General features: G+C 71.9%; 21 protein-coding genes. 18 read left to right on the plus strand and 3 right to left on the minus strand.

Going from position 1 to position 25,781, the window contains the following annotated elements; all coding sequences use genetic code 11:
- Positions 1-150: 150 nt before the first annotated feature.
- The 10 genes from ACIQOU_RS06380 to ACIQOU_RS06425 all read left to right on the plus strand — a co-directional run bounded on the left by ACIQOU_RS06380 (position 151) and on the right by ACIQOU_RS06425 (position 13,706).
- On the plus strand, positions 151-1,155 hold the full coding sequence (locus tag ACIQOU_RS06380; protein ID WP_401534362.1) for a sugar ABC transporter substrate-binding protein: 1,005 nt from the start codon (positions 151-153) through the stop codon (positions 1,153-1,155).
- Between the two features lie 98 nt (positions 1,156-1,253).
- Positions 1,254-2,324: an ABC transporter permease gene (locus ACIQOU_RS06385; protein ID WP_401534363.1), complete on the plus strand. Its 1,071-nt coding sequence runs from the start codon at positions 1,254-1,256 to the stop codon at positions 2,322-2,324.
- The gene (locus ACIQOU_RS06390; RefSeq protein WP_401534364.1) at positions 2,321-3,112 is read left to right on the plus strand and encodes an ATP-binding cassette domain-containing protein; all 792 of its coding nucleotides are present in this window, start codon (positions 2,321-2,323) and stop codon (positions 3,110-3,112) included. Before ACIQOU_RS06385 ends, ACIQOU_RS06390 begins: the two co-directional genes overlap by 4 nt.
- A 509-nt stretch (positions 3,113-3,621) precedes the next feature.
- On the plus strand, positions 3,622-4,770 hold the full coding sequence (locus tag ACIQOU_RS06395; protein ID WP_401534366.1) for an ROK family glucokinase: 1,149 nt from the start codon (positions 3,622-3,624) through the stop codon (positions 4,768-4,770).
- Positions 4,767-5,360, plus strand: a complete 594-nt coding sequence (locus ACIQOU_RS06400) for a sugar kinase (RefSeq protein WP_401534367.1) — start codon at positions 4,767-4,769, stop codon at positions 5,358-5,360. The genes ACIQOU_RS06395 and ACIQOU_RS06400 overlap by 4 nt, the downstream gene beginning before the upstream one ends.
- A gap of 100 nt (positions 5,361-5,460) precedes the next feature.
- Positions 5,461-8,274, plus strand: coding sequence for an SNF2-related protein (locus ACIQOU_RS06405; protein WP_401534368.1), 2,814 nt, complete (start codon positions 5,461-5,463; stop codon positions 8,272-8,274).
- 683 nt (positions 8,275-8,957) lie between these two features.
- Complete coding sequence (locus ACIQOU_RS06410) at positions 8,958-10,757, plus strand: SWIM zinc finger family protein (protein ID WP_401534370.1); 1,800 nt, start codon at positions 8,958-8,960, stop codon at positions 10,755-10,757.
- 144 nt (positions 10,758-10,901) lie between these two features.
- Positions 10,902-12,215 (plus strand): 4-carboxymuconolactone decarboxylase, encoded by a 1,314-nt coding sequence (gene pcaC / locus ACIQOU_RS06415; protein WP_401534371.1) that lies wholly within the window; start codon positions 10,902-10,904, stop codon positions 12,213-12,215.
- Positions 12,216-12,248: 33 nt separating this feature from the next.
- Complete coding sequence (locus tag ACIQOU_RS06420) at positions 12,249-12,884, plus strand: MBL fold metallo-hydrolase (RefSeq protein WP_401534372.1); 636 nt, start codon at positions 12,249-12,251, stop codon at positions 12,882-12,884.
- A 42-nt stretch (positions 12,885-12,926) separates the two neighbouring features.
- Positions 12,927-13,706 carry an exodeoxyribonuclease III gene (locus tag ACIQOU_RS06425; RefSeq protein ID WP_401534373.1) on the plus strand — a complete coding sequence of 260 codons (780 nt, stop codon included), beginning with the start codon at positions 12,927-12,929 and terminating at the stop codon, positions 13,704-13,706.
- Between the two features lie 40 nt (positions 13,707-13,746).
- Here the strand turns inward: ACIQOU_RS06425 and ACIQOU_RS06430 are convergent, their stop codons facing one another.
- Positions 13,747-15,525, minus strand: coding sequence for a GDSL-type esterase/lipase family protein (locus ACIQOU_RS06430; protein WP_401534374.1), 1,779 nt, complete (start codon positions 15,523-15,525; stop codon positions 13,747-13,749).
- Between the two features lie 174 nt (positions 15,526-15,699).
- Here ACIQOU_RS06430 and ACIQOU_RS06435 point away from each other — a divergent pair, with 174 nt between their 5' ends.
- The 5 genes from ACIQOU_RS06435 to ACIQOU_RS06455 all read left to right on the plus strand — a co-directional run bounded on the left by ACIQOU_RS06435 (position 15,700) and on the right by ACIQOU_RS06455 (position 19,456).
- Entirely contained in the window at positions 15,700-16,107 is a 408-nt protein-coding gene (locus tag ACIQOU_RS06435; RefSeq protein ID WP_401534376.1) for a DUF6278 family protein, read from the plus strand.
- A 157-nt stretch (positions 16,108-16,264) separates the two neighbouring features.
- Positions 16,265-17,008 (plus strand): amino acid ABC transporter ATP-binding protein, encoded by a 744-nt coding sequence (locus tag ACIQOU_RS06440; protein WP_401534378.1) that lies wholly within the window; start codon positions 16,265-16,267, stop codon positions 17,006-17,008.
- A 17-nt stretch (positions 17,009-17,025) separates the two neighbouring features.
- Positions 17,026-17,940 carry a glutamate ABC transporter substrate-binding protein gene (locus tag ACIQOU_RS06445; protein ID WP_401534379.1) on the plus strand — a complete coding sequence of 305 codons (915 nt, stop codon included), beginning with the start codon at positions 17,026-17,028 and terminating at the stop codon, positions 17,938-17,940.
- A complete protein-coding gene (locus ACIQOU_RS06450) occupies positions 17,937-18,581 on the plus strand; it encodes an amino acid ABC transporter permease (protein ID WP_401534380.1) in 645 nt (214 codons plus the stop codon). Before ACIQOU_RS06445 ends, ACIQOU_RS06450 begins: the two co-directional genes overlap by 4 nt.
- Entirely contained in the window at positions 18,578-19,456 is an 879-nt protein-coding gene (locus tag ACIQOU_RS06455) for an amino acid ABC transporter permease (RefSeq protein ID WP_401534382.1), read from the plus strand. Before ACIQOU_RS06450 ends, ACIQOU_RS06455 begins: the two co-directional genes overlap by 4 nt.
- A 143-nt stretch (positions 19,457-19,599) precedes the next feature.
- Here ACIQOU_RS06455 and ACIQOU_RS06460 read toward each other — a convergent pair whose 3' ends face one another.
- On the minus strand, positions 19,600-20,355 hold the full coding sequence (locus ACIQOU_RS06460; protein ID WP_401534383.1) for a hypothetical protein: 756 nt from the start codon (positions 20,353-20,355) through the stop codon (positions 19,600-19,602).
- Positions 20,356-20,690: 335 nt separating this feature from the next.
- Between ACIQOU_RS06460 and ggt the strand changes: the two genes are divergently transcribed.
- Entirely contained in the window at positions 20,691-22,493 is a 1,803-nt protein-coding gene (ggt, locus tag ACIQOU_RS06465; protein WP_401534384.1) for a gamma-glutamyltransferase, read from the plus strand.
- Positions 22,494-22,559: 66 nt separating this feature from the next.
- On the opposite strand, the gene map is transcribed toward ggt, so the two are convergent.
- On the minus strand, positions 22,560-23,330 hold the full coding sequence (gene map / locus ACIQOU_RS06470) for a type I methionyl aminopeptidase (RefSeq protein ID WP_401534385.1): 771 nt from the start codon (positions 23,328-23,330) through the stop codon (positions 22,560-22,562).
- 32 nt (positions 23,331-23,362) lie between these two features.
- On the opposite strand from map, the gene ACIQOU_RS06475 reads away from it, so the two are divergent.
- Positions 23,363-23,614 (plus strand): helix-turn-helix domain-containing protein, encoded by a 252-nt coding sequence (locus ACIQOU_RS06475; RefSeq protein ID WP_401534386.1) that lies wholly within the window; start codon positions 23,363-23,365, stop codon positions 23,612-23,614.
- A 142-nt stretch (positions 23,615-23,756) separates the two neighbouring features.
- On the plus strand, positions 23,757-25,763 hold the full coding sequence (locus ACIQOU_RS06480; protein WP_401534387.1) for a hypothetical protein: 2,007 nt from the start codon (positions 23,757-23,759) through the stop codon (positions 25,761-25,763).
- The last annotated feature ends 18 nt before the right edge of the window (positions 25,764-25,781 follow it).

A 25,781-nucleotide genomic window follows, 5' to 3' on the forward strand; every position in this document is an offset into this window, starting at 1 on the left:
TCAGGACAATGTGACCAAGTTGTCCCACCCGGTCACGGTTGTGCGATCTCTGTGTTTGAGAATGGGGCGTTTGGGATCGGCGGGATCACCTCTGTGTGACACCGCCCGTCCCGCACGCACCACCGAACACAGCAAGAAGGGCACGGCCTCGTGGCACCGTTTCGTACCTGGGCGGGAATCGCGCTGGCGGGGGCACTGACCGTGTCCCTGGCCGGTTGCAGCGGCAGCGGCGGCAAACGCGCGGAGGACGCGCGCAAGGCCGCGGCGGCCCAAGGACGGTCGGCGGTGAACACCCCCCGCTGGACCTTCGCGATGATCACCCACTCCGGTGACGGCGACAGCTTCTGGGACATCGTTCAGAACGGCGCCAAGCAGGCCGCCGTCAAGGACAACATCGACTTCCTCTACTCGCACGACGACGAGGCCCAGCAGCAGGCCCAACTCGTGGACGCGGCCGTCGACAAGAAGGTCGACGGGATCATCGTCACCCTCGCCAAGCCCGACGCGCTGAAGGCGGCCCTCGCCCGCGCGGAGAAGGCCGGCATCCCGGTCATCACCGTGAACTCCGGCTCGGCCGAGTCCAAGAAGTTCGGCGCGCTCACCCACGTCGGCCAGGACGAGTCCGTGGCCGGCGAGGCGGTCGGCGACGAACTGAACAGACGCGGCAAGAAGAAGGTCCTCTGTGTCCTGCACGAACAGGGCAACGTCGGCCACGAACAGCGCTGCGCCGGCGTCCGCAAGACCTTTGACGGCGACGTCCAGGATCTGTATGTCAACGGCACGAACATGCCCGACGTCCAGTCCGCGATCGAGGCCCGCCTCCAGTCCGACGCCTCGCTCGACGCCGTCGTCACCCTCGGCGCCCCGTACGCCGACACCGCGGCCAAGGCCAAGCAGGACGCCGGCAGCAAGGCGGAGATCGACACCTTCGACCTCAACGCCAAGGTTGCCGCCGGTCTCGCGTCCGGCGCCCTCGGCTTCGCCGTCGACCAGCAGCCCTACCTCCAGGGCTACGAGGCCGTCGACCTGCTCTGGCTCCACAAGTACAACGCCGATGTCCTCGGCGGCGGCCGCCCGGTCCTCACCGGCCCCCAGATCGTCACCAAGGACGACGCCGCCACGCTGGAGGAGTACACGAAGCGGGGGACCCGATGAACACGGGCACCGATGCGCCTATGACGTCCGAGGCGCACACGACCTCCGGTGCGCACACGACATCCGACGCGCCTATGACCTCCGACGCGGAGAGCGCGATGCCTGCCGGGTCTGACCGCAAGGTCGCCAGGTCAAGCGGCAAGGCCGCCGGGTCTGACGAAAGGATTCTGCACAGCTCTCCGCTGCGGCGGCTGCTGGGCCGTCCCGAGCTGGGGTCGGTCGTCGGCGCGCTCGCCGTGTTCGTCTTCTTCGCCCTGCTCGCCGACGGGTTCCTGCGGCCCGCCAGTCTGAGCACGGTCCTCTACGCCTCCTCGACGATCGGCATCATGGCGGTGCCGGTCGCGCTGCTGATGATCGGCGGCGAGTTCGACCTGTCCGCGGGCGTTCTGGTGACGTCGTCCGCGCTCGTCTCCTCGATGTTCAGCTACCAGATGACGGCCAACGTCTGGGTCGGCGCGGGCGTCTCGCTCCTGGTCACCCTTGCCGTCGGCGCGTTCAACGGGTTCGTGCTGACGCGCACCAAGTTGCCGAGCTTCATCGTCACGCTGGGCACGTTCTTGATGTTGACCGGGTTGAATCTCGGGTTGACCAAGTTGATCGACAGCACCGTCTCGACGAAGTCGATCTCCGACATGGACGGCTTCGACTCCGCCCGTGCCGTCTTCGCCTCCACGCTCTCCGTCGGCGATGTCGACGTCAAGATCACGATCCTGTGGTGGTTCGGCCTGGTCGCGGTGGCCTCGTGGATTCTGCTGCGGACCCGCGTCGGCAACTGGATCTTCGCGGTCGGCGGCAACAAGGACGCGGCCCGCGCGGTCGGCGTCCCGGTGGAGAAGACGAAGATCGGCCTGTACATGGGCGTCGGGTTCGGTGCGTGGATCTCCGGTCAACACTTGCTGTTCAGTTATGACGTCGTCCAGTCCGGCGAGGGCGTCGGCAATGAGTTGATCTACATCATCGCGGCCGTCATCGGCGGCTGCCTGATCACCGGCGGGTACGGCAGCGCCGTCGGCTCGGCGGTCGGCGCGTTCCTGTTCGGCATGACCAGCAAGGGCATCGTCTTCGCCGAGTGGAACCCCGACTGGTTCAAGTTCTTCCTCGGAGCGATGCTGCTCCTCGCGACCCTGCTCAACGCCTGGGTTCGCAAGCGGGCGGAGGCCACCACATGACGACCACGACGAAGAGCGTGCCGCTCGTCGAACTGGCCGACGTCGGCAAGCGCTACGGCAACGTCCGCGCCCTCGAAGGCATCTCCCTGGAGGTGGGCGCGGGCGAGATCACCTGTGTCCTGGGCGACAACGGCGCCGGCAAGTCCACCTTGATCAAGATCATTGCGGGACTGCACCGACATGACGGCGGTGTCCTGCGTGTCGACGGCGAGGAGACCCACCTGTCCTCCCCGCGCGAGGCCCTGGACCGGGGTGTCGCGACCGTCTACCAGGATCTTGCCGTCGTCCCGCTCATGCCGGTGTGGCGGAACTTCTTCCTCGGCTCCGAACCCAGGAAGGGCATGGGCCCCTTCAAGCGCATGGACATCGACTTCATGCGCGAGACGACCCGCACCGAACTCCTCCGCATGGGCATCGACCTCCGCGACGTCGACCAGCCCATCGGCACCCTCTCCGGCGGCGAACGCCAGTGCGTGGCGATCGCCCGAGCCGTCCACTTCGGCGCCAAGGTCCTCGTCCTGGACGAACCGACGGCGGCGCTCGGCGTCAAACAGTCGGGGGTCGTCCTCAAGTACGTGGCAGCGGCCCGGGACCGGGGTCTCGGCGTGGTGTTGATCACCCACAATCCGCACCACGCGTATCTGGTCGGCGACCGCTTCGTACTGCTGAGGCGCGGCGCGATGGTCGGCAGCCACACGCGGGACGAGATCACGCTGGAGGAGCTGACGGCGCAGATGGCCGGGGGGAGCGATCTTGACGCGCTGCGTCATGAGTTGGGGCGTGGGTGAGGGGCGGGGGCTGGTCGGTGCGGGGTGCGGGGTGCGGGGTGCGGGGTGCGGGGTGCGGGGCGAGGTACGGGTGCGGGGGTCGGCTGGGCGGTGTTGACCGTCTCGGCGCGTCTTGATCAACCCTCAACCCTTGGCCCGCGTCCTTGCGGACGGGCGGATGCCTGGGGTGTGGTCACCATGGATCGAGCCCGGCTCAATGCGATCAAGTTGGGCGATGTGATCAATGAGGTGAGTGATGTGGTCAATCCGAATCGAGGTGATCGACATGGTCGACGTGATCGATGCAGGTCGACGTGAGTTGCACGATCTGCATGGATCAGGTTGACCGTCGCGACCCATCTCGTTGACACGGCGTATCCGATCCATGTCGATCAACCTGATCAATCCGATCGACACGGTCAACCCTCAACCCTCGACCGTCCCGACACAAACGTCCCCGTAACGCTTCCGCAATGCCCGTCGCTCCCCCGCTCGGCACCCGGGGTGGGCGTGCGGCAGAATCGAGCCCGATGAGCACCTACCGCGACTTCACCGCCCCCATCGGCTCACGCCGGGCCCCGGTACTCCGCACCGTGGGCACCCGGGAACGCCGTTCGCACCTGACGGCCCCCCGGGTCCCCACGGTCGGCATCGACATCGGCGGCACCAAGGTGATGGCGGGCGTCGTCGACGCCGACGGCAACATCCTGGAGAAGCTCCGCACCGAGACGCCGGACAAGTCCAAGAGCCCCAGGGTCGTCGAGGACACCATCGTCGAACTGGTCCTGGACCTCTCCGACCGGCACGACGTGCACGCGGTCGGCATCGGCGCGGCCGGCTGGGTCGACGCCGACCGCAACCGCGTCCTGTTCGCCCCGCACCTGTCCTGGCGCAACGAACCGCTGCGCGACCGGCTCGCCGACCGGCTCGCCGTGCCCGTCCTGGTCGACAACGACGCCAACTCCGCCGCGTGGGCCGAGTGGCGCTTCGGCGCCGGGCGCGGCGAGGACCACCTCGTCATGATCACGCTGGGCACCGGCATCGGTGGCGCGATCCTGGAGGACGGTCAGGTCAAGCGCGGCAAGTACGGCGTCGCGGGCGAGTTCGGGCATATGCAGGTCGTGCCGGGCGGACACCGTTGCCCGTGCGGCAACCGCGGCTGCTGGGAGCAGTACAGCTCCGGCAACGCCCTGGTCCGTGAGGCGAGGGAACTGGCCGCCGCCGACTCCCCGGTCGCCTACGGGATCATCGAGCACGTCAAGGGCAACATCAACGACATCACCGGCCCGATGATCACCGAGCTGGCCCGCGAGGGCGACGCGATGTGCATCGAGCTGCTCCAGGACATCGGCCAGTGGCTCGGCGTCGGCATCGCCAACCTCGCCGCCGCCCTCGACCCGTCCTGCTTCGTGATCGGCGGCGGTGTCAGCGCGGCCGACGACCTGTTGATCGTCCCCGCGCGGGACGCCTTCAAGCGTCAGCTCACCGGTCGCGGCTACCGCCCCGAGGCCCGCATCACCCGGGCCCAGCTCGGACCCGAGGCCGGCATGGTCGGTGCCGCCGACCTCGCCCGGCTGGTCGCCCGCCGGTTCCGGCGCGCCAAGCGGCGCCGTGTCGAACGGTACGAGCGCTACGAGCGGTACGCGGAGGCCCGGCGCTCCTCCCAGGACAGCGCGTGACCCCCACCCTGCCCCGCCAGGCCGCACCACCGGACGAACCGTCCCGGCCGCCGGAGAACCGAGGGCACCGCATCCGCCGCCGGGCGATCACCCTCCTCATCATCGTGCTGCTCATCGGCGTCCCGGCCGGTTACCTGGTGATCTCCGCCAACCAGAGCCGGCAGAGCGGCCGGGACAAGGAGGACAAGTACTCCGCGACCGGCCTCACCGAGGGCTGGCCCTCCAAGGTCCAACGCAGGCTGTACCAGGTGCCGGTCCCGCATCCCGCGAACAAGGTCGCCTACTACGAGACCAACAACTGGAAGACCAGCCGTCTCTACGTGCAGTTCCAGACGACGCACGCGGGTGTCGACGCCTTCTTCAAACAGATGGGCGTCGACCAGGTCGACCTCAAGAAGGGCGACATCACCATCAGCAGCCGCGACCAGGAGATCACCGGCTGGAAGTTCTCGGGCCCCGGCTCGCGCGGCGGCGACTACTTCGGGCTCGTCCACCGGCAGAAGAACCCCAAGCCGACGCAGGACGTGGTCGTGAACACCGCCAACCCGGACTACCCCATGGTGTACGTCGTCTCGCGCGCGATCCCCTGACGCCAGGGGCCGTCGGACCTGCGCCGGGACCGATTGTCAGAGGCCGCCCGTAGAGTCGTAGACGTCTGATCCGACACACGGGCGGGAGGTGAGACGTCGTATGGGCGACATGGCCGAGACGGCGGACGGAACGGCGCGGCGGGTACCCACCCGACTCGCCGCCGTCTTCCTGCCCGCGCCCCTGCCGAGGAACGGCCGGATCGCCTTCTGGGACCCGGAGGACGGCCCGCTGCCCGCCGAGGACTCCGAGCTGACGGTGGTCAGGGCGCACGGCGCGGGGGTCCGCCGCAGGACCGTCCCCGCGCTGACCCTCCCGATCGAAGAGGCGCTGCCCCTGCTCGCGCGGGCCCGCCGCGACCCCGCCGCCCACCCCGCCACCGCCTGCTGGGGAGCCGCCGCCCTGCACGCGCTGCACCTCACCGCGCGCGGTCGCCTGCTGCCGGGCCTCACCGCCACCGGGCACGACGCGTGGCGGGCCGGACCACTGGAGCCGGACGACATCACCCACCTCAGAGCCGTCGCCGCCGCCCTGCCCCACGAAGGCCACCCGGTCCCGTTGCCCGGACCTGGACCGCTCAGGCTGCCCGAGCCCGAGGCCCTCGTCCGCGCCTTCCTCGACGCCGTCGTCGACACCCTGCCCCGCACCCCCGCCGCCCCCCACACCTGCGGCAAACCCTTCGCGGACCGCCGCCCGCAGCGCCTGCCCGGCGCCGAGGACTGGGCCGCCGAGGTCGCCGCCGGGATGGACGCGGGCGTGCGTATCTCGCTCCGCCTGGACCTGTCGGCGTACGAACTGTTCGACGACAGCGGGCGGGCCCGCAGCGCGGGAGCGGCGGTCGTCCAGGTGCACAGCCTCGCCGACCCCACCCTGGTCGCCGACGCGGCGGCCCTCTGGGCGGGCGACGCGGACGCCGTCTTCGGTCCCCGCGCGCGGGTGGACGCTGCCCTCGCCGTGCGCCGCGCGGCCCGCGTCTGGGCACCGCTCGACCGGCTCACCGAGCAGGACGTGCCCGACGTTCTCGCCCTGTCGGAGGAGGAGGTGGGCGAGTTGCTCGGGGTGGCCGCTACCCGGCTCGCGGCGGCCGGGGTCGCCGTGCACTGGCCGCGCGACCTGGCACAGGACCTGTCCGCGGCGGCTGTGGTGCGGCCCGCCCCGGGCTCCGCGACCGACGGCACCGGCTTCTTCGAGAGGGAGGAACTGCTTCAGTTCCGCTGGCAGTTGGCGCTCGGCGGCGACCCGCTCAGCGACGCCGAGATGGACGCGCTCGCCGAGGCCCACCGGCCCGTCGTCCGGCTGCGTGACCAGTGGGTGCTCGTCGACCCGGCCCTGGTCCGCAAGGCACGCAAGCGTGAACTGGGCCTACTCGACCCGGTCGACGCGCTCTCCATGGCCCTCACCGGCAGCGCGGAGGTCGACGGCGAGACCGTCGAAGCGGTGCCCACCGGAGCCCTCGCCACCCTGCGGGACCGCCTCACGGCCGGGGTGCGTCCCGCCGAACCGCCGGCCGGGCTCGCCGCCACCCTGCGGGACTACCAACTGCGCGGCCTGGCCTGGCTCGACCTCATGACCTCCCTCGGCCTCGGCGGCTGCCTCGCCGACGACATGGGCCTCGGCAAGACGATCACCCTCATCGCCCTGCACCTCCGACGCGCGCGCGACGAACCGACGTTGGTCGTCTGCCCCGCCTCCCTCATGGGCAACTGGCAGCGTGAGATCAACCGTTTCGCACCCGGCGTCCCCGTCCGCCGCTTCCACGGCCCCGACCGCACCCTGGACGACCTCAGCGGCGGCTTCGTCCTCACCACGTACGGCACCATGCGCACGGCCGCGCCGACCCTCGCGGAACGACAGTGGGGCATGGTCGTCGCCGACGAGGCGCAGCACGTCAAGAACCCCTACTCGGCGACGGCGAAGGCGCTGCGCACGATCGGGTCCCCGGCGCGCGTCGCCCTCACCGGCACCCCGGTCGAGAACAACCTCTCCGAGCTGTGGGCCCTCCTCGACTGGACCACCCCCGGACTCCTCGGCCCCCTCAAGTCGTTCCGCGCCCGGCACGCGCGCGCGGTGGAGAACGGCGAGGACGACGAGGCGGTGGCCAGGCTCGCCCGACTGGTCCGCCCGTTCCTGCTGCGCCGCAAGAAGTCCGACCCCGGCATCGTTCCCGAACTGCCGCCCAAGACGGAGACGGACCACCCGGTGCCGCTCAGCCGTGAACAGGCCGCCCTGTACGAGGCGGTGGTCCGCGAGTCCCTGCTCGCCATCGAGACCTCCCAGGGCATCGCCCGCCGAGGCCTGGTCCTCAAGCTCCTCGGCGCACTGAAGCAGATCTGCGACCACCCCGCCCTGTATCTGAAGGAGGACGCCCGCGGCGACCGCCTGCTCGGCCGCTCCGGCAAACTCGCCCTGCTCGACGAGCTGTTGGACACGGTGCTCGCCGAGGACGGTTCCGCGCTGGTCTTCACCCAGTACGTCGGCATGGCCCGCATGATCGCCGCCCACCTCAGCGCCCGCGCGGTGCCGGTCGACCTCCTGCACGGCGGCACGCCGATCCCGGAGCGGGAGCACATGGTGGACCGGTTCCAGGACGGCGCCACCCCGGTCCTGGTCCTCTCCCTGAAGGCAGCCGGTACCGGTCTGAACCTCACCCGCGCGGGGCACGTCATCCACTTCGACCGCTGGTGGAACCCGGCGGTCGAGGAGCAGGCCACCGACCGCGCCTACCGCATCGGCCAGACCCAGCCGGTCCAGGTCCACCGCCTCATCACCGAGGGCACGGTCGAGGACCGCATCGCGGAGATGCTGGAGTCCAAGCGTGCCCTCGCCGACGCCATCCTCGGCTCCGGCGAATCGGCCCTCACCGAGCTGTCCGACCGAGATCTGACCGACCTGGTCTCCCTCCGGAGGCAGCCATGAGCCCCGGCGCGGACGAGGCCCGCCGCGCCCTGCGGGAGGCCCGCGAGGCCCGGGAGAAGCAGGCCCGCGAGGCGGACGAGGAACGCACCCGTGGTGCCACCGGGGCACGCGGAGAGCGGGAAGGCCGAGCGGATTGGCGAGCGGACTGGCGCTCCGGCGGAACGACGGCGCCGAGCGGTGCACTCCAGGATGCGGCGGCCCCAGGAGTGGCGGAGGCCCCGGAGGGGAACGGGGCTGGACGAGCGGCGACCGCTGAATCCGCCCACGAGTCCACCGTTGATGAGCCTGGTGCGCGCGCACCCGGCGGGCGCGAGCCCGGCACCCGCGAGGCTGCTTCCTGGGAACCCGACGCCCGAGAAGCTGGCGTTCCAGAACCCGCTGTCCGGGAACCCGGCGCCCACGAGCCCGCCCCTCATGCCACCGGCGCCCACGAGCCCGCCCCTCATGAACCCGGTGTCGACGAGCCCGCCGTCCCTGAAGCGGCGCCTGTCGAGGCTCGGCCCGGGGATGCCGCGCGTGCGGCGTTGCGGCGAGCGGTGGCCGCGCGGCGGGGCACGGGCGTGGGGACGGAGGGCGACCGGAGCGAGAACGCGGCGGCCGGCACGGGCAACGGCTACGCAACCGACGTTTCAACGCCGTCAAAGTCGACGTCCGACGCACCCCGCGCGTCGCACCTGACGCTCGTGACCGCCACGCCGGACGCGCCCGCGCGCACGCCCGTGGAGTCCCGGAGTGCGGATCTGGCGGACGCTGCCCCCGCCGCCCCGGTGTCCGACGTCGATGTGATCAGCCCCGGCGACGGCTCCACCCCCTCCGACCGCACCGTGCCCGCCGCGAGTACGCGTCCTGCCGACCTCGCGCGGGAGGCGTTGCGGGTCGCCAGGGAGGAGACGCGGAAGGCGCAGGAGGAAGCCGAGCGCACGGCGTCAACGTCCGGGCGCCGGTCACCCCGTCCCGCCCTCGCACCCACCGGACAACGCGACGACCAGACACCCACCCGGAACGGCGAGCCCCCGGCACCCGCCCCTCGCCAAGTGCGGGCGCTGGAGGAGCTGTTGGACGGAGCCTTCCGGATGCCGGTCGACGAACCGGACCCGGAGCCCGAGACGGACCCGGAGCCGGAGTTCGAGTGGCAGCCCGGTCACCAAGAGGCACCGCCGGAGGCGAGCCCCGCGCCCACCTCGGCCCCCGCCGCGCCCGCCTCCATGGCCGCACCCACGCGGGACGGTGAACTCCGGCGTACCTTCCCGGCGTTCCCGCCGCGACCGGGAGCGGACTCCACCCTCGCCGGTGCTTCGTTCGCGGAGACCTGGTGGGGCAATGCCTGGGTCTCCGCGCTGGAGGACGGCGCGTTGGACGTCAAGCGGCTGGCGCGGGGCCGGAGTTACGCCGATCAAGGGTATGTGGACGCGATCACCGTGACGCCGGGCCTCGTGCTCGGGTACGTGCAGGGGAGCCGTCCGCGCCCGTACCGGGTGCAGGTGCGGCTGCGGACCCTCGACGACGAGGAGTGGACGCGGTTCCTGGAGGCCGCCGTCGACCGGACCGGGCACATCGCGGCGCTGCTCGACAAGGAGTTGCCGCAGTCCCTGGCCGACTGCGGGGTGGCGCTGCTGCCCGGCGCGGGGGAGCTGGACCCGCAGTGCAGTTGCCCCGACGCCGGGCACCCCTGCAAGCACGCCGCCGCGCTCTGCTACCAGGCGGCCCGGCTGCTCGACGCCGATCCCTTCGTGCTGCTCCTGCTGCGGGGCCGGGGCGAACGCCAGTTGCTCGACGCGCTGTCCCGGCTCAGCGCGGCGAGGGCCGCCCGTGCCGCACGGGAGCAGGACCCGGCGCCCTTGCCCGGCGTCCGCGCGAGCGAAGCGCTGGCCGCAGGTCAACTCCCGCCGCTGCCACGCCCGTTGCCCCTGCCCCCGCACCCCGGGCAGCCGCCCGCCTACCCGGCGGCACCGGGCGGACCCGACCCCTTCGCGCTGGATCAGTTGGCGACGGACGCGGCGGCACGCGCGTACGCGCTGCTCGGCACCGGACGTGACCCGGTGGGGGAGTTGACGCTGTGGCAGGACGCGGTCCGGCTCGCCGCCGCCCGCCCCGGCTCCGGCCTCACCGCGGCCACGCGCGCGCTGTACGCCTCGCTCGCCCACGCCACCGACCGTACCCCGGCCCAACTGGCGCGCGCGGTCGCCGCGTGGCGGCAGGGCGGCATCGAGGGCCTGGCCGTCCTGGAGGAGCCGTGGGACCCGCCGGCCGGCCGCTTCGACCGGGCCCGCCCGCTGCTCCTCGCCGCCGACCTCCCGGCGTTCCGCCCCTGGCGCAACCACCTCACCCACCCGTGCGGCCACGTCCAGCTCCGGCTGGGCCGCGACGGCCTCTGGTACGCGTACGAGTCCGAACCCGGCGACGACGACTGGTGGCCGCGAGGCGCCCCCGACCTGGACCCGGTGGGCGCCCTGACCGCCGCCACCACGACGACCGACCTGTGACGCCCGCTTTCACCCATCGGAGGCCCCTGCAACCCTTCCGATGGTGAAGAGTCTGTGGGGATTCCCTGCGGATGTACGGGAGTGGGGTGTGGGGAGTGGGGCCCCAGGGGACGGAGGGCGGGATTCGGCGGTTAGCGTGGAGCGGTGAGTGAGACGAAGAGCCCCGCCCTCCAGTACCGGTGCGATGGTCCGGAAGACGCCCCGGTCCTCATCCTCGGTCCCTCGCTCGGCACCACATGGCACATGTGGGACCGTCAGATGCCTGAGTTGACGAAGCAGTGGCGGGTCTTCCGCTTCGATCTGCCCGGGCATGGCGGCGCGCCCGCCTACCCGGCCGGTTCGGTGTCCGAGCTGGTCAACCGGCTGCTGGCGACCTTCGACAAGCTGGGCGTGCACCGCTTCGGCTACGCGGGCTGCGCGCTCGGCGGCGCCGTCGGCATCGAGCTGGCCCTGCGCCACCCGGAGCGCCTCGCCTCGCTCGCGCTGATCGCCGCCTCGCCCCGGTTCGGTTCGGCGGACGAGTTCCGCCAGCGGGGCGTGATCGTGCGCAGCAACGGCCTCGACCCGATCGCCCGCTCCTCGCCGGACCGCTGGTTCACCGGCGGGTTCGCGGCGGCGCAGCCCGCGATCACCGAGTGGGCGGTGCAGATGGTCCGCACCACCGACCCCGGCTGCTACATCGCCTCCTGCGAGGCGCTCGCCGCCTTCGACGTCCGCGGCGAACTGGGCCGGGTCGGCGTGCCCACCCTGGTGCTCGTCGGCTCCGACGACCAGGTCACCGGGCCCGCCGAGGCCCGCACCCTGGTCGCGGGCATCCCTGACGCCCGGCTCGCCGTCGTTCCCGGTGCCTCGCACCTCGTTCCGGTGGAGCAGCCCGCCGCCGTCACCGACCTGCTGATCCGGCACTTCTCCACCGCCTGGCAGCCCGCGTTCGACTCGACCACCGGCCAGATCGCGATTCCGGCCGGGCCCGTCAAGCCCGTGTTGACGGCGCCCGCGCAGCCCGCTCCGTCGGCCGCGCCCATCGCCGAGATCGCCCCGGCCGTCGTCCCGCCGCAGGCCGTCGCGGCGGGCCGGCCCGATCCGTACGACGCCGGGATCAAGGTGCGCCGCGAGGTGCTCGGGGACGCGCACGTGGACCGGGCGCTGGCGCAGGCGGACGAGTTCTCCGGGGACTTCCAGGAGTTCATCACCCGGTACGCGTGGGGCGAGATCTGGGACCGGCCGGGCCTCGACCGGCGCTCCCGCAGCTGTGTCACCCTCACCGCGCTGGTCGCGGGCGGTCACCTCGACGAGCTGGCCTTCCACACCCGCGCGGCGCTGCGCAACGGCCTCACCCCCGTCGAGATCAAGGAAGTGCTGCTCCAGGCGGCCGTCTACTGCGGGGTCCCGGCCGCCAACAGCGCATTCAAGGTGGCGCAGCAGGTCATCCGGGAGGAGACCACCCCGGAGGAGTGAGCGTCGTTGATCCTTGCGAGGGAGGATGGGGGCATGAAGCTGACAAAGTTGTCCCACGCGTGCGTGCGTCTTGAGAAGGGCGGGCGGACGCTCGTCCTCGACCCGGGTGGTTTCGGCGAGGCGGACGCGGCGGTGGGCGCCGACGCGATCCTCGTCACCCACGAGCACGCCGACCACTTCGACGAGGGTCATCTGCGGGCCGCGCTGGACGCCGACCCGCAGGTCGAGATCTGGACCCTGAAGTCGGTCGCCGACCAGCTCTCGGCGGCCTTCCCCGGGCGCGTCCACACCGTCGGCCACGGCGACACGTTCACCGCCGCGGGCTTCGACGTCCAGGTCCACGGCGAGCTGCACGCCGTCATCCACCCGGACATCCCGCGCATCACCAACGTCGGCTACCTGATCGACGACGGGAAGGTCTTCCACCCCGGCGACGCCCTCACCGTCCCGGACCGGCCGGTGGAGACGCTGTTGCTGCCGGTAATGGCCCCCTGGAGCAAGATCTCCGAGGTCATCGACTATGTCCGCGAGGTCGCCCCGCAGCGCGCCTACGACATCCACGACGCCCTCCTCACCGACCTGGCCCGCCCCCTCTACGACCGTCAGATCGGCGCCCTCGGCGGTGCCGAACACCTGCGGCTCGCCCCCGGGACGTCCGCCGACGTGTGAGCGGGGACCGGGCTGTCAGTGGGGCCCGGTAGGTTGTGAGACATGCGCATCGCGACCTGGAACGTCAACTCGATCACCGCCCGCCTGCCGAGGCTGCTGGCCTGGCTGGAGAGCAGCGGCACGGACGTGCTCTGCCTCCAGGAGGCCAAGCTGGCCGAGGCGCAGTTCCCGTTCGACCAGCTGCGCGAGGCCGGTTACGAGGCCGCGGTCAACGCGACCGGCCGGTGGAACGGCGTGGCGGTGCTTTCCCGCGTCGGCCTCACCGACGTCGTCAAGGGCCTGCCCGGCGGCCCCGCGTACGACGGCGCCGAGGAGCCCCGCGCGGTGTCGGCGACCTGCGGCCCGGTCCGCGTCTGGTCGGTCTACGTGCCCAACGGCCGTGAGGTGGACCACCCGCACTACGCGTACAAGCTCCAGTGGTTCGAGGCCCTCAAGGCGGCCGTCGCCGGGGATGCCGCGGGCAGCCGCCCGTTCGCGGTGCTCGGTGACTACAACGTCGCGCCGACCGACGACGACGTCTTCGACGTGGCCGCGTTCGAGGGCCTCACCCACGTCACCCCCGCCGAGCGCGCCGCCCTCGCCGACCTGCGCGAGGCGGGACTGTCGGACATCGTCCCGCGCCCCCTCAAGTACGCCCACCCGTACACCTACTGGGACTACCGCCAGCTCGCCTTCCCCAAGAACCGGGGCATGCGCATCGACCTGGTGTACGGCAACGAACCCTTCGCGAAGGCCGTGACGGACTCCTACGTGGACCGGGAGGAGCGCAAGGGCAAGGGCGCCTCGGACCACGCCCCGGTGGTCGTCGACCTGGACGTGTGAGCCCCGCCCCGCGCACCCCGCCTCCGAGGCGGCCCCGCCCCTACAGCAGCCGCAGGTCCACCGAGTCCGCGAGCGCCGCGAGCCCCGCGTCCCCCGGGTGCAGATGGTCGCCGCTGTCGTAGGCGGGCAGGATGCGCGCGGGGTCGGCCGGGTCGCGCACGACCGCGTCGAAGTCGAGGACGCCGTCGAACACGTCGTTGCCCCGCAGCCAGGTGTTGACGGCGACCCGCTGCGCGTCGACGGCGGCCGTGCAGAGCGCCTCGCCCGCGCAGGGCAGGAGCGTGGCCGCCAGCATCCGCAGCCCCCGGGCGTGCCCGCGCCGGGCCAGTTCCCGCAGCCCGGCGACGACCTGGTCCGCGGGGGCCTGCCAGCGGACGTCGTTGATGCCCTCGAAGACGATCGCCGTCCGCACCGAGGTCTGCGCGAGGACCTCCCGGTCGAAGCGGTGCAGGGCGCTCACGCCGGACGCGTCGGTGGACACCCCGTCACCGGAGTAGCGCTCGGCGACCACCTGGTTGCCCGAGATCCCCTGGTCGAGGACCCCGTAACGCGGCACCGCGCGCTGTCCCAGCAGCCGGGAGGCCAGCACGTTCGGCCAACGGCGGTTGGCGTCCGTCGTCGACTTGTCCCCGTCGGTGATCGAGTCGCCGAGCGCCACCACGGACCCCGGCCCACCGCTCACGTCCACCCCGGTCAGCAGCGGCCAACTGGTCAGGACCGTCGGGTACGCCGTCGCCGTACCGTCCGCCGTGTGGTCGCCGGGGCCGCTGAGGTAGGAGCGCTGCAACGTCATCCGGTGCACAGGTGCCGTCGGCACGGTCCCCGGCAGATGGAAACTCACCAGCAGATTGGTGTCGGCCGGGACAGGGAACGCCAGCGGATCGCTGAACGCCTGCGCGCCCGGCGGGATCTCGACGCCCGCCGCGCCCCGGAACGCGAGCGCGACCGGCGCACCCCGCGCGCCCGCCCCCGCCTGCTGCACGGCCACGGTCGCGCTCCCGATCCGTACCGGCGTCGCTGCGAACGTGTTGTCGAACCGCAGCCGCACCCGCGGCCCGCCCACCGAGGTGTGCACGACCAGCCGCAGCGTCCGGTCCGTCCACGGCCCCACCGCCGCCAGGACGGACGTCGCCGTCGCCCAACTCCCGCTCCAGCCCTGCCCGGACGCCCGCACCGACAGCGCGAACACATGCAGGCCGGCCGCCCGCGGCAGCCGTACGGACGTGACCGCGCGGCCCGGCCTGAGCGGCACGGTGACGATGTACAGCCGTGCGGGCGCGGTGAGTTGGCCGGTGGGTGTGTTGACGTGGGGGAGGGTCACGGCCTTCGTGGCGGCCGGGCCGGTACGCCAGTCGGGCGCGGCCAGCCGGTATGTCGAGCGGGAGCCGTCGCCGTACGCGACCGTGCCCGCGCCGCTCGTCGGTGCGCCGCCGGTGCCCGTGACGAGGAAGGCGAGGGCGTCGCCGCGTCCGCCCACCCGGACGGTCTGACCGGCGGCCCGGACGTTGTCGGGCTGCCCAGGACGGCTGCGCGGCCAGGTCAGGCGGGCGCCCTGCACGGTGAGCACGCGGCCCGGCACCCACCCCGCGGCCGTCAGATCCCGCGCGGACAGCGAGCCACCCGAGCCGTCGAGGTCCGCGCGCTCCGGCCGGCCGTCGTCGCTGACGGCCCTGTTGTCGAAGAGACGTTCCAACGGCTGTGGCCCGCGCCCCGCGTGAGCCGCGCCGCCCGCCGCCCGCGCGGCTCCCACGGGCACGGCGCCGAGCAGCGCCGCGAGCACGACGGGGACGACTCCCCGGACCAAGGATCTCGGGCGCATGACCGCACTTCCTTCCCACCGGGGAACTGACGTGCCGACAGTAACGACCGGTGACGGGGGCGCGCAGGAGACACTCAGGCCAACTCCGCGCACCCGGACGCGCCTTGGTACGCCCGGCGGTGCCGTCCGCGTGCCCTGTGGTGCGGGGCCTGTCGTCGATGCGACGCTGAACCTATGAACATCCCTTTTCTGGGCAGGCGTCGTGACAGTTCTGAGCCGCGCGACCCGGAGGGCATCGCCGAACTGCTTTCCGAGTGCGAACTCCTGCGGGACCAGGCCTACCGCGCGGGCGTCCAACTCGACGACTCCGTGGCCTCGTTGGAGGCGCTCGACCAACTCGTCCCGGGCTGGCGGGACGACGCGGAGATCCTGCCGTGGCTCGGCAACGACGCCGGTCTCTATCTCGGCACGGTCCTCGTGCGCACCGTCGCGGACGCGGGGTGGGCGATCCGCCAGGACGGCCAGCCCGTCGTCCACCTGGCGTCCGGCCGTGAGTTCGACGTCGTCGCGGCGGGTCAGGAGTGGGCGGCGAGCGGCGTTCCCGAACTCTCCCAGCTCTACGCCGAAGTCGCCGAGTCCTGAACCCGGAACAAACCCTGACGCCCGCTCACGGGTCCGGCAATCGCCCCTCGACGTAAATACGGCTAATGCCCGAAAAGTGCGTGTCGTGTCCTCAGTTCACTGTCGCCTGGATAGTTTGCGGCAACCACGACACAGCTGAGAGTGAGTAGGGCTGCGTATGGCCGTCGATCCGTTGATCGAGCTGCGTGACGTCAACAAGTACTACGGGGAGCTGCACGTCCTGCGGGACATCGACCTCACCGTGGCGAAGGGGGAGGTGGTCGTGGTCATCGGCCCCTCGGGGTCGGGGAAGTCCACGCTGTGCCGCACGATCAACCGATTGGAGACCATCCAGTCCGGCTCGATCCTGCTCGACGGCAGGCCGCTGCCCGAGGAGGGCCGAGCACTCGCGAAGCTCCGCGCCGAGGTCGGCATGGTCTTCCAGTCGTTCAACCTGTTCGCCCACAAGACGGTGTTGCAGAACGTCTCGCTCGCCCAGACCAAGGTCCGCCGCCGCAGACGCGACGACGCCGACCGGCGCTCCCGTGAGCTCCTCGACCGGGTCGGGCTCGCCGACCAGGCCGCCAAATATCCCGCGCAGCTCTCCGGCGGCCAGCAGCAGCGCGTGGCCATCGCCCGCGCCCTCGCCATGGAACCCAAGGCCCTGCTGTTCGACGAGCCGACCTCCGCGCTCGACCCCGAGATGATCAACGAGGTGCTTGAGGTCATGCGGCAACTCGCCCGGGACGGCATGACGATGGTCGTCGTCACCCACGAGATGGGGTTCGCCCGGTCCGCCGCCAACCGTGTCGCCTTCATGGCCGACGGCCGCATCGTCGAGGACCGCGCTCCCGAGGAGTTCTTCACCGCCCCGCGCAGCGAGCGCGCCAGGGATTTCCTCTCCAAGATCCTCAAGCACTGAGCGCGGGAGGGCGATCCATGTTCCGCACCACACGTGTGTGCACGGCGCTTGCCGTGTCCGTCGCGCTGCTCGCCGCCGCCTGCGGCAAGAACGGCAGCCCGCCCGTCAAGGGCCCGGCGGCCGACCGGCTGCCCGACTACCAGGTCGCACGGGGCTACGAGTTGACGTCGTCGCCGACCTGGGTGCGCGCCAAGAAGCGCGGTCATCTCGTCGTCGGCGCCAAGGAGGACCAGCCGTACCTGGGCGAGAAGGACCCGGCGACCGGTGTCTACTCCGGCTTCGACATCGAGATCGCCAAGATGATGTCGGCCTCCCTCGGCTTCCCGCCGAAGACCGTCCGCTTCAAGACCATTGCCTCCGCGAACCGTGAAACCTCCCTCCAGAACGGCCAGATCGACTACTACGTCGGCACCTACACCATCAACGCCAACCGCAAGAAGCTGGTCGGGTTCGCCGGCCCCTACTACCTGGCGGGACAGTCGCTCCTGGTGCGCTCCGACGAACACGACATCCACGGACCGCAGGACCTCGCCGGCAAACGCGTCTGCTCGGCGGCCGGTTCGACGCCCTACCAGCGGATCAAGGACGACTACCCCAAGGCCGACCTGGTCTCCTACGACACCTACTCGGTCTGCGTCGACAACCTGCTGACCTTCCAGGTCGACGCCGTCACCACCGACGACGCCATCCTCATCGGCTACGCGGCGAAGGTCCCCGACGAACTCAAGGTCGTCGGCAAGCCGTTCTCCCAGGAGCCGTACGGCATCGGCGTCCCCCGCTCCGACAACGCCCTGCGCTTCGCACTCGACAACGCCCTGGAGGCCCGCGAGAAGGACGGCGACTGGAAGAAGGCCTACGACGCGACGCTCGGACTGTCCGGCGTGCCCGCACCGAAACCGCCCGCCATCGACCGCTACCAGGCCGGTTCATGAACGTACTGACAGACAACTTCCCGACGTTCGCCCACGGTTTCCTCGGCACCGTCGAACTCACCGTCTACGCCTCGGTGTTGGCGCTCGTCCTCGGTTTCCTGATGGCGTCCTTCCGGGTCGCGCCGGTCGGGTCGCTGCGGGTGTTCGGCACCGTGTGGGTGACCGTGCTGCGCAACACCCCGCTCACCCTGCTGTTCTTCGCGGTGCTGCTCGGCCTGCCGAGGTTCGGACTGGTGCTGCCCTTCCAGGTGTTCGCGGTGATCGCGCTGGGCTGCTACACCTCGGCGTTCATCTGCGAGGCGCTGCGCGCGGGCATCAACACCGTGCCCAGGGGACAGGGCGAGGCGGCCCGCAGTCTGGGCATGTCCTTCGGACAGACCCTCGGCACGGTCGTGCTGCCCCAGGCGTTCCGCTCGGTCATCCCGCCCATCGGCTCCACACTCATCGCCCTCGCCAAGAACTCGGCGATCGCGGGCGCCTTCAGCGTCACCGAACTCCTCGGCACCTACAAGACGTTGAGCGAGCTGGGCTACAACATCATCTGGACGTTCGTCTGGATCGCCGTCGGCTACCTGATCATCACGCTCGCCATCAGCGCCCTCTTCCATCTGATGGAGCGGAAGTGGGGGATCGCCCGATGACCCGAGCCACCGCCCTCTATGACGTCCCCGGCCCCCGGACCCGTCAACGGCACCTGATCTACGGGGTGTTGTCCACCCTGGTGATCCTCGCCCTGCTCGGGTGGATCGTCCATCTCCTGTTCCGGACAGGCCAGTTCACTTACACGAAGTGGATGCCCTTCGAGTACAAGGGAATTCAGGAACTCCTGCTGCGCGGGCTCGGCAACACGCTCAAGGCCTTCGCGATCGCCGGTGCCCTGTCGGTGGCGCTCGGCGGAGTGCTCGCCCTCGGACGGCTCTCGGACCATCGCTGGGTGCGTTGGCCGGCCACCGCGGTCGTCGAGTTCTTCCGCGCCATGCCGGTGCTGGTGATGATCTTCTTTGTCTTCGTGGCGCTGAAGGCGCAGCCGCTGCCCGCGCTGGTGACCGGACTGACCCTCTACAACGGCTCCGTCCTCGCCGAGGTGTTCCGCTCGGGCGTCCACAGCGTCGAACGCGGCCAGGGGGAGGCCGCGTTCGCGCTCGGCATGCGTAAGACGCAGGTCATGACGCATGTGCTGGCGCCGCAGGCGGTACGGGCCATGCTGCCCGCCATCATCAGCCAGTTGGTGGTCGCCCTGAAGGACACCTCGCTCGGCTATCTGATCACCTATGAGGAGTTCCTCCATGCCGGGAAGCTCATCGCGTCGAACCTGGACTACGATTTGCCGTTCATCCCTGTGGTGATGGTGATCTCGCCGATCTACATCGGGATGTGCATGCTGCTCTCCTGGTTCGCCGGCTGGGTGTCCCGGCGGGAGCGGCACAGTCCCAAGACCGACGCCGTGGATGTCGCCGCGGCCGAACCGGGGACGCTGCTGCCGGGTGGGGAAACCCCCACGGCCCCTAGACCGTAGGGGGCAGCAGTTCACAGAGCCATACCCGCCCGGCGCCGGCCGGAGATCACTGCTCACCGAGCGGAATCGACCCGCACCACGGGTTCTCCGCGAGTGGGGAGAAGGTCAGCCGCGCGCCGGACGGGTTGTGCTCGCCGCAGCGATCAGGGGCGTGGAGCGGGCGCCGTCGGGGCCGGGGTCGGCAGCGGTGCCTGCGCCGCCCGGGTCACGTCCGCCACCAGTTCCACCACGTCCGGGCCGTACGCCTGGGAGTTGACGACCTTCAGCAGCAGCACGAACGACGTGTTGCCGTGCTTGCGCCACAACCGCTCGTGATGCCGGGCGAGATAGCGGGTGGCCGCCTGGTTGGTGATCGCGCGCTGGCCGCAGAAGAGGAACACCGGGCGTGCCTCGCGGCCCTGTCCCGCGGTGAGCCGCGCGAGGATCACGTACTCGGCCCGGCCCCCTTCCATCCGGTAACGCTCGCTGCCGATCTGGAACGCCCCCCGGTCCGGGCCGGGTTCGGAGTCGATGTTCACCCGCACGCCCGGCAGCAGCGAGGCGAGGTGGGCCAGCATCCGCCGGTTGGAGGCCGGGCCGCCCACGCAGAACTCGGTGCGCTCACCGAACCCCTGACGCATCGCGTCGTGCGCGAGGACCTGGGCATGGGCGCGGCAGTCCTTGATGAGCGCGGACAGTTCGAGCAGCGCGAACACGTCGTGGCGGGTCACGGTCAGTTCGGGGCCGCCCGCGTCCCGGTTCACCACGAGCAACGACTCTGAGTTGTCGGGCAGTCCGAAGAAGGCCTGCTTGCGCCGCAGTCGGCGTTTCCACAGCGAGGTGCGGGCCAGCCAGCCGAGCGCGGCACTGAGACCGGCGGCTATGACGCCCAGGACGATGTTGAGCACGTCGTCAGTCATGGGGGCGCATGCTAGCGCTCGCCCGGGAAACGGGGTTCCGCTTCGCGGCGTGAGCCGAGCGCGGCCCTGGCGCCGGGCCCGGAGTGCCCTGGGCCGGGTGGGGGCGTGGGGCCCTGCGCGCGGGCTCTCGTGCGCTTCTCTCACGCGGGCTCTCGTGCACCGCTCACGCGGGGGCGTGGGGGCCCGGAGTGGGGGTGCGGGTGCTCCGGACGCCGTCGGGTGCGCGCTCCTGACCTCCGGTTCTGCGGGCGGTGGCCGCCTGCCGCTCGGGCGCCCCCCATGACGCGGCCGTGATCATGCAATAAGCTGCCCGGACAATCTGACTGGAGGTGCGGATGCGTCGTCGCCCTGTCGCGCGGAAGCTGTCGGTGCTGGCGGTCTCGGCCGCCGTGGTGTCGGTGAGCGCCGCGGCGCCACCCGCGTCCACGAGCGGTACGCCCGCGAAAGTCCCGGTCGCCGTCGGTTACGGCGGCGCGGTCTCAAGCGTCGACGCGGACGCCTCCGCCGCCGGCATCGAGGTCCTGAAGAAGGGCGGCAACGCGGTGGACGCCGCCGTCGCCACGGCCGCCGCCCTCGGGGTCACCGAGCCCTACTCCGCCGGGGTCGGCGGAGGCGGCTACTTCGTCTACTACGACGCCAAGTCCCGCAAGGTGCACACCATCGACGGCCGGGAGACCGCGCCGCTGACGGCCGACTCCGACCTGTTCATGGAGAACGGCAAGCCCCTCGCCTTCGCCGACGCCGTCACCAGCGGCCTCAGCGTCGGCACCCCCGGCACGCCCGCCACCTGGCAGACGGCGCTCGACCAGTGGGGCAGCGAGCGGCTCGGCAGCGTGCTGAAGCCCGCCGAGCGCCTCGCCCGGAACGGCTTCACCGTCGACGACACCTTCCGCTCGCAGACCGCGTCCAACGAGGCCCGCTTCCGTGCCTTCCCGGCCACCGCGAAGCTGTTCCTGCCCGGCGGACAGCTCCCGGTCGTCGGCACCACCTTCAAGAACCCCGATCTCGCCCGCACCTACGCGGAGTTGGCGAAGAAGGGCGTCGGCGCGATCTACCGGGGCGACCTCGGCAAGGACATCGTCGCCACCGTCAACCACCCGCCGGTCGACCCCAGTTCGGGCTGGAACGCGCGCGCGGGCAAGCTCTCCGCCAAGGACCTCGCCGCCTACCGCGCCAAACTCCAGGCGCCGACGGAGACGTCGTACCGGGGCCTCGACGTCTACTCCATAGCACCCTCCTCCTCCGGCGGCACCACCGTCGGTGAGGCCCTCAACATCCTGGAGAAGACGGACCTTTCGAAGGCCAGCGAGGTCCAGTACCTGCACCACTACATCGAGGCCAGCCGGATCGCGTTCGCCGACCGGGGCCGCTGGGTCGGTGACCCCGCCTTCGAGGACGTACCGACCAAGCAGCTCCTGTCGCAGAAGTACGCCGACTCGCGGGCCTGCCTGATCAAGGACGACGCCGTCCTCACCAGCCCGCTCGCACCCGGCGACCCGCGCCACCCGGCCGCCTGCGGGACCGGCGGGACGGCCGCGCCGACGACCTACGAGGGCGAGAACACCACGCACCTCACGGTCGCCGACAAGTGGGGCAACGTCGTCTCCTACACGCTCACCATCGAGCAGACCGGCGGCAGCGGCATCACCGTGCCGGGCCGCGGATTCCTGCTCAACAACGAGCTGACGGACTTCTCCTTCAGCCCCGCCAACCCGGCCGTGCACGACCCCAACCTGCCCGGCCCCGGCAAGCGTCCGCGCTCGTCGATCTCGCCGACCATCGTGCTGGACAAGCACGGTGAGCCGGTCGTCGCGCTCGGTTCGCCCGGCGGCGCCACCATCATCACGACGGTCCTCCAGACCCTCACCGAGTTCCTCGACCGGCATCTGCCGCTCGTCGACGCGATCGCCGCACCGCGTGCCAGCCAGCGCAACGCGGCCACCACGGAACTCGAACCCGGGCTCTACAACAGCGAGTTGAAGAAGAAACTGGAAGCCATCGGACACTCGTTCACGCTGAACCCGGAGATCGGCGCGGCCACCGGCGTCCAACGCCTGCCGAACGGCAAGTGGTTGGCGGCCGCCGAGACCGAACGCCGGGGCGGCGGCTCGGCGATGGTCGTGAACCCGGCGCCGTAAGCGCCACGCGTACGGCGAGCGGTCCGCGGCCTTCGTGCCGGGCCGCTCGTCGAACCGGCCCTGGGCTCACCGCCGTTCGGTCAGGACGCGGGGGCCCGACTCCGTGATCGCCACCGTGTGCTCGACGTGCGCGGCGCGGGAACCGTCGTTGGTGCGCAGGGTCCAGCCGTCGGGCGCCTCGTGGTAGCCGTCCTTGCCGCTCGCGATCAGCATCGGCTCGATGGCGATCACCATGCCCCGGCGCAGCGGGTAACCCCGGCCCGGGCGGCCCTCGTTGGGGACCGGCGGGTCCTCGTGCATCCGGCGTCCGATGCCGTGTCCGCCGAAGTCCTCCATGATGCCGTAGCCGCCGGAGCGGCACACCGAGCCGATGGCGTGCGCGATGTCCCCGACGCGGTTGCCGACGACGGCCGCCTCGATCCCGGCGGCGAGCGCCCGTTCGGCGGTCTCGATCAGCGTGAGGTCGGCCGGGCGCGGCGCGCCGACGACGAAGCTGATCGCCGAGTCGCCCGCCCAGCCGTCCAGTTCGGCCCCGCAGTCGATCGAGACGAGGTCGCCGTCGCGCAGCCGGTACCCGTCCGGGATGCCGTGCACGATCGCGTCGTTCACCGAGGCGCAGATCACCGCCGGGAACCGCGTCGTCGCGAAGGTCGGCCGGTAGCCGAGGAACGGCGACCCCGCCCCCGCCTCGCGCAGCACCGCCCGCGCCACCTCGTCCAGCTCCAGCAGGGAGACGCCCACGTCAGCGGCGTTCCGCACGGCGGTCAGGGCACGCGCGACCACCTGTCCCGCGGCGTCCATGGCATCGATCATCGGGTCTGTTTTCAGTTCCACCATGCCAATTACTATACCGGTATTAGAATGGTGTCATGGTGCGCACCCCTCTCACCCCCGAAGAACGTGAGCGCGGCGAACGGCTCGGCCGGCTGCTGCGTGAATCCCGCGGCGGCCGGAGCATGACCGACGTCGCCGCCGAGGCGGGCCTCTCCGCCGAGACCCTCCGCAAGATCGAGACCGGCCGGGCGCCGACCCCGGCCTTCTTCACGGTCGCCGCCCTCGCCCGGGCGCTCGGCCTCTCGATGGACGAATTGGCCGGATTGTGCGAGGCCGCCGCCGTGTGAACGGAGCGAGTCCGGCCGACCGGCGCCATGTGCGGCGCGAGCGGCGTAGCGTGCCTCCCACGGAAAGCTCGCCGTAGCGGTCCTGTAACACCGCTCGTGTTGGCTGAGAACTGGAGTACTGCGGTCTGGTGGGGGTTGGGCGATGAGTGTGGATCAACTGCCGGGACACGTGCGGGAGTTCACTCACTACCTGGCCGGTCTGCTGGCCCGCGTCGACCAGGGCGGCGGCTGGTGCGCGGTCTTCTGGCAGCGCGACCCGGACGGCATGCGGGCCTGCCTCGACGGGCGGGAGATGCCGCCGTGGGACGTCGTCGAGGCGCTCCTCCAGGACCTCGCTGCGGCCTACGGCCCCGAGGCGGCCGCCCGCGAACAGGAACACGCACGCACCCTGCACCTGGCGGCACTTGACGCCTACGACGCCCGGCCCGGCGGCCGGGACGCCCTCAGCGACCGCCTCGATGTGATGCTCCGTGAACAGCGCTACGCCGTCGAACGGCAGGCGGAACTGGGCCGGTCGCTCGCCTGCGCCGTCACCCGCGAGGAGGCCGACGCCCTCCGTCTCGACCTCGCCTGGGCCCACGACGACCACGAACGCGCCACCGCCCGCTGCACCGAACTCCGGTCCCGCATCGCGGAGTCGGACCGCAGGCAACGGGGTGGGGACGCGACCCCGATCCGCCGGGAGGACGGCGGCGGATTCCCTCAGCAGCGCGGCCCGGAGGGATCGGGCTCGGAGAGCAGCGCGCCGGGGGGCGCGTACGCGGGCGCATACGGCTCCGGGGCGTCGAACGGCGGGGGCCAGGGGAGCCACGGGGGCTACGGGGCCTCGAACGGCGTGGATCGCAGGGGGTACGGGGCTGACGGAGGCGCCGGGAACGACGGTCAGAAGGCCGGGCGGCAAGGCGCCCCGACCGACCCGTACGCCTCCGGGACCACGGGGCCGGTCCGGGGTGCCCGTGCCGGTGGCGAGCCGGGCCCGGGGTGGCAGGCCGACCCGGACGGCGACCCTTACGCCCCCGGAGCTACGGGCCCTGGGCGCGGCGCCCCCGCCGCTGGCGAGGTGGGCACGGCATGGCGGGCCGACCCTGACGCCAACCCGTACGCCTCCGGGACTACGGGGCCGGTCCGGGGCGCCCCCGCCGCTGGCGAGGTGGGCACGGCATGGCGGGCCGACCCTGACGCCAACCCGTACGCCTCCGGGACTACGGGGCCGGGTCAGGGTCTCCGTGCCGGTGGCGAGCCCCGCCCGGGGTGGCGGGCCGACCCTTACGCCCCCGGAGCCAGGGCCGTCGGCCGGGGTGTCCATGCCGGTGCTGAGGGCGCCCCAGGGCAGCGCGGCGCCCCTGACGACCCGTACACCGACCCCGGGTCCGCGGCCCACGCCCCCGAAACCCCCGACCCCTCCGTCAAGCCCCGTAAGCGTCGGCGGGGCAGTGCTCGGTTCGCCGGGATGGCCTCCGAGGGGGACGACCCCGTCGTCGTTCCGCCCGCTGCCGGGACCGATGTCCCCGCACCCGGGGGGAGTGGGGGACGTTCCCCTAGGGGTGCCCGGTTCGCCGGGGCCGCGGCCGGGCCCGAGGAGCCGCAGGCACCGGCGTGGCCGGAGCCGCCCGCGGACACCGGACTGGCCGAGGAGGTCGCCGCAGTCGTCGCGGTACTGGTGCGGCTGCGCGCCGACGGCCGCAGCGGCGAGGCCCATGTCCTGCTCGTCGACTGCGCCCACTGGCCCGCCGCCCGCTTTCCGCTGCTCGCCGGCGAACTCCAGCGGGCCGGACTCGGCGCCGACTGGGCCACCCTGCTCTGGGAGGCCGCCTCGCTGCCCGCCGACCGGCTGGTCGCCGCGGCCGACGCGCTGACCGTCGCCGGACGCGGCCCGGACGGCGAGCAGATCCTGCGCCAGGGCGTCGCCCGCCCCGCCGACGAGATCGGCGGCGCCGTCCTCGACCTGCTCGGGGCGGGCCGCCGCCGCGAGGCGGGTGCCCTGCTCGACGCCTACGTCCGGGTCCGCGCCCCCGAGGAGGTCGTCCACAGCGCCGAACCCGACCCGGGCACCCTGGTGCCGCTCCTCCTGGAAGCCGCGCGGAGCGTGTCCCCGGAGCGGCACCGGGACCTCGCGCACGCCCTGCGGGTCGCCGGTCTGGGCGGCTGACCTCCCTGCCTCGCCCAC

It is taken from the genome of Streptomyces sp. NPDC091279, assembly GCF_044757465.1.
In the GTDB taxonomy this organism is placed as follows: Bacteria; Actinomycetota; Actinomycetes; order Streptomycetales; family Streptomycetaceae; genus Streptomyces.

What these genes read in the sequence shown, in the direction of transcription:
- ACIQOU_RS06385 (WP_401534363.1), top strand. Translation starts at nt 1,254, where the DNA reads ATGCCTGCCGGGTCTGACCGCAAGGTCGCCAGGTCAAGCGGCAAGGCC.
- ACIQOU_RS06390 (WP_401534364.1), top strand. Translation starts at nt 2,321, where the DNA reads ATGACGACCACGACGAAGAGCGTGCCGCTCGTCGAACTGGCCGACGTC.
- ACIQOU_RS06395 (WP_401534366.1), top strand. Translation starts at nt 3,622, where the DNA reads ATGAGCACCTACCGCGACTTCACCGCCCCCATCGGCTCACGCCGGGCC.
- ACIQOU_RS06405 (WP_401534368.1), top strand. Translation starts at nt 5,461, where the DNA reads ATGGGCGACATGGCCGAGACGGCGGACGGAACGGCGCGGCGGGTACCC.
- ACIQOU_RS06420 (WP_401534372.1), top strand. Translation starts at nt 12,249, where the DNA reads ATGAAGCTGACAAAGTTGTCCCACGCGTGCGTGCGTCTTGAGAAGGGC.
- ACIQOU_RS06425 (WP_401534373.1), top strand. Translation starts at nt 12,927, where the DNA reads ATGCGCATCGCGACCTGGAACGTCAACTCGATCACCGCCCGCCTGCCG.
- ACIQOU_RS06430 (WP_401534374.1), bottom strand. Translation starts at nt 15,525, where the DNA reads ATGCGCCCGAGATCCTTGGTCCGGGGAGTCGTCCCCGTCGTGCTCGCG.
- ACIQOU_RS06435 (WP_401534376.1), top strand. Translation starts at nt 15,700, where the DNA reads ATGAACATCCCTTTTCTGGGCAGGCGTCGTGACAGTTCTGAGCCGCGC.
- ACIQOU_RS06440 (WP_401534378.1), top strand. Translation starts at nt 16,265, where the DNA reads ATGGCCGTCGATCCGTTGATCGAGCTGCGTGACGTCAACAAGTACTAC.
- ACIQOU_RS06445 (WP_401534379.1), top strand. Translation starts at nt 17,026, where the DNA reads ATGTTCCGCACCACACGTGTGTGCACGGCGCTTGCCGTGTCCGTCGCG.
- ACIQOU_RS06450 (WP_401534380.1), top strand. Translation starts at nt 17,937, where the DNA reads ATGAACGTACTGACAGACAACTTCCCGACGTTCGCCCACGGTTTCCTC.
- ACIQOU_RS06455 (WP_401534382.1), top strand. Translation starts at nt 18,578, where the DNA reads ATGACCCGAGCCACCGCCCTCTATGACGTCCCCGGCCCCCGGACCCGT.
- ACIQOU_RS06460 (WP_401534383.1), bottom strand. Translation starts at nt 20,355, where the DNA reads ATGACTGACGACGTGCTCAACATCGTCCTGGGCGTCATAGCCGCCGGT.
- ggt (WP_401534384.1), top strand. Translation starts at nt 20,691, where the DNA reads ATGCGTCGTCGCCCTGTCGCGCGGAAGCTGTCGGTGCTGGCGGTCTCG.
- map (WP_401534385.1), bottom strand. Translation starts at nt 23,330, where the DNA reads ATGGTGGAACTGAAAACAGACCCGATGATCGATGCCATGGACGCCGCG.
- ACIQOU_RS06475 (WP_401534386.1), top strand. Translation starts at nt 23,363, where the DNA reads ATGGTGCGCACCCCTCTCACCCCCGAAGAACGTGAGCGCGGCGAACGG.
- ACIQOU_RS06480 (WP_401534387.1), top strand. Translation starts at nt 23,757, where the DNA reads ATGAGTGTGGATCAACTGCCGGGACACGTGCGGGAGTTCACTCACTAC.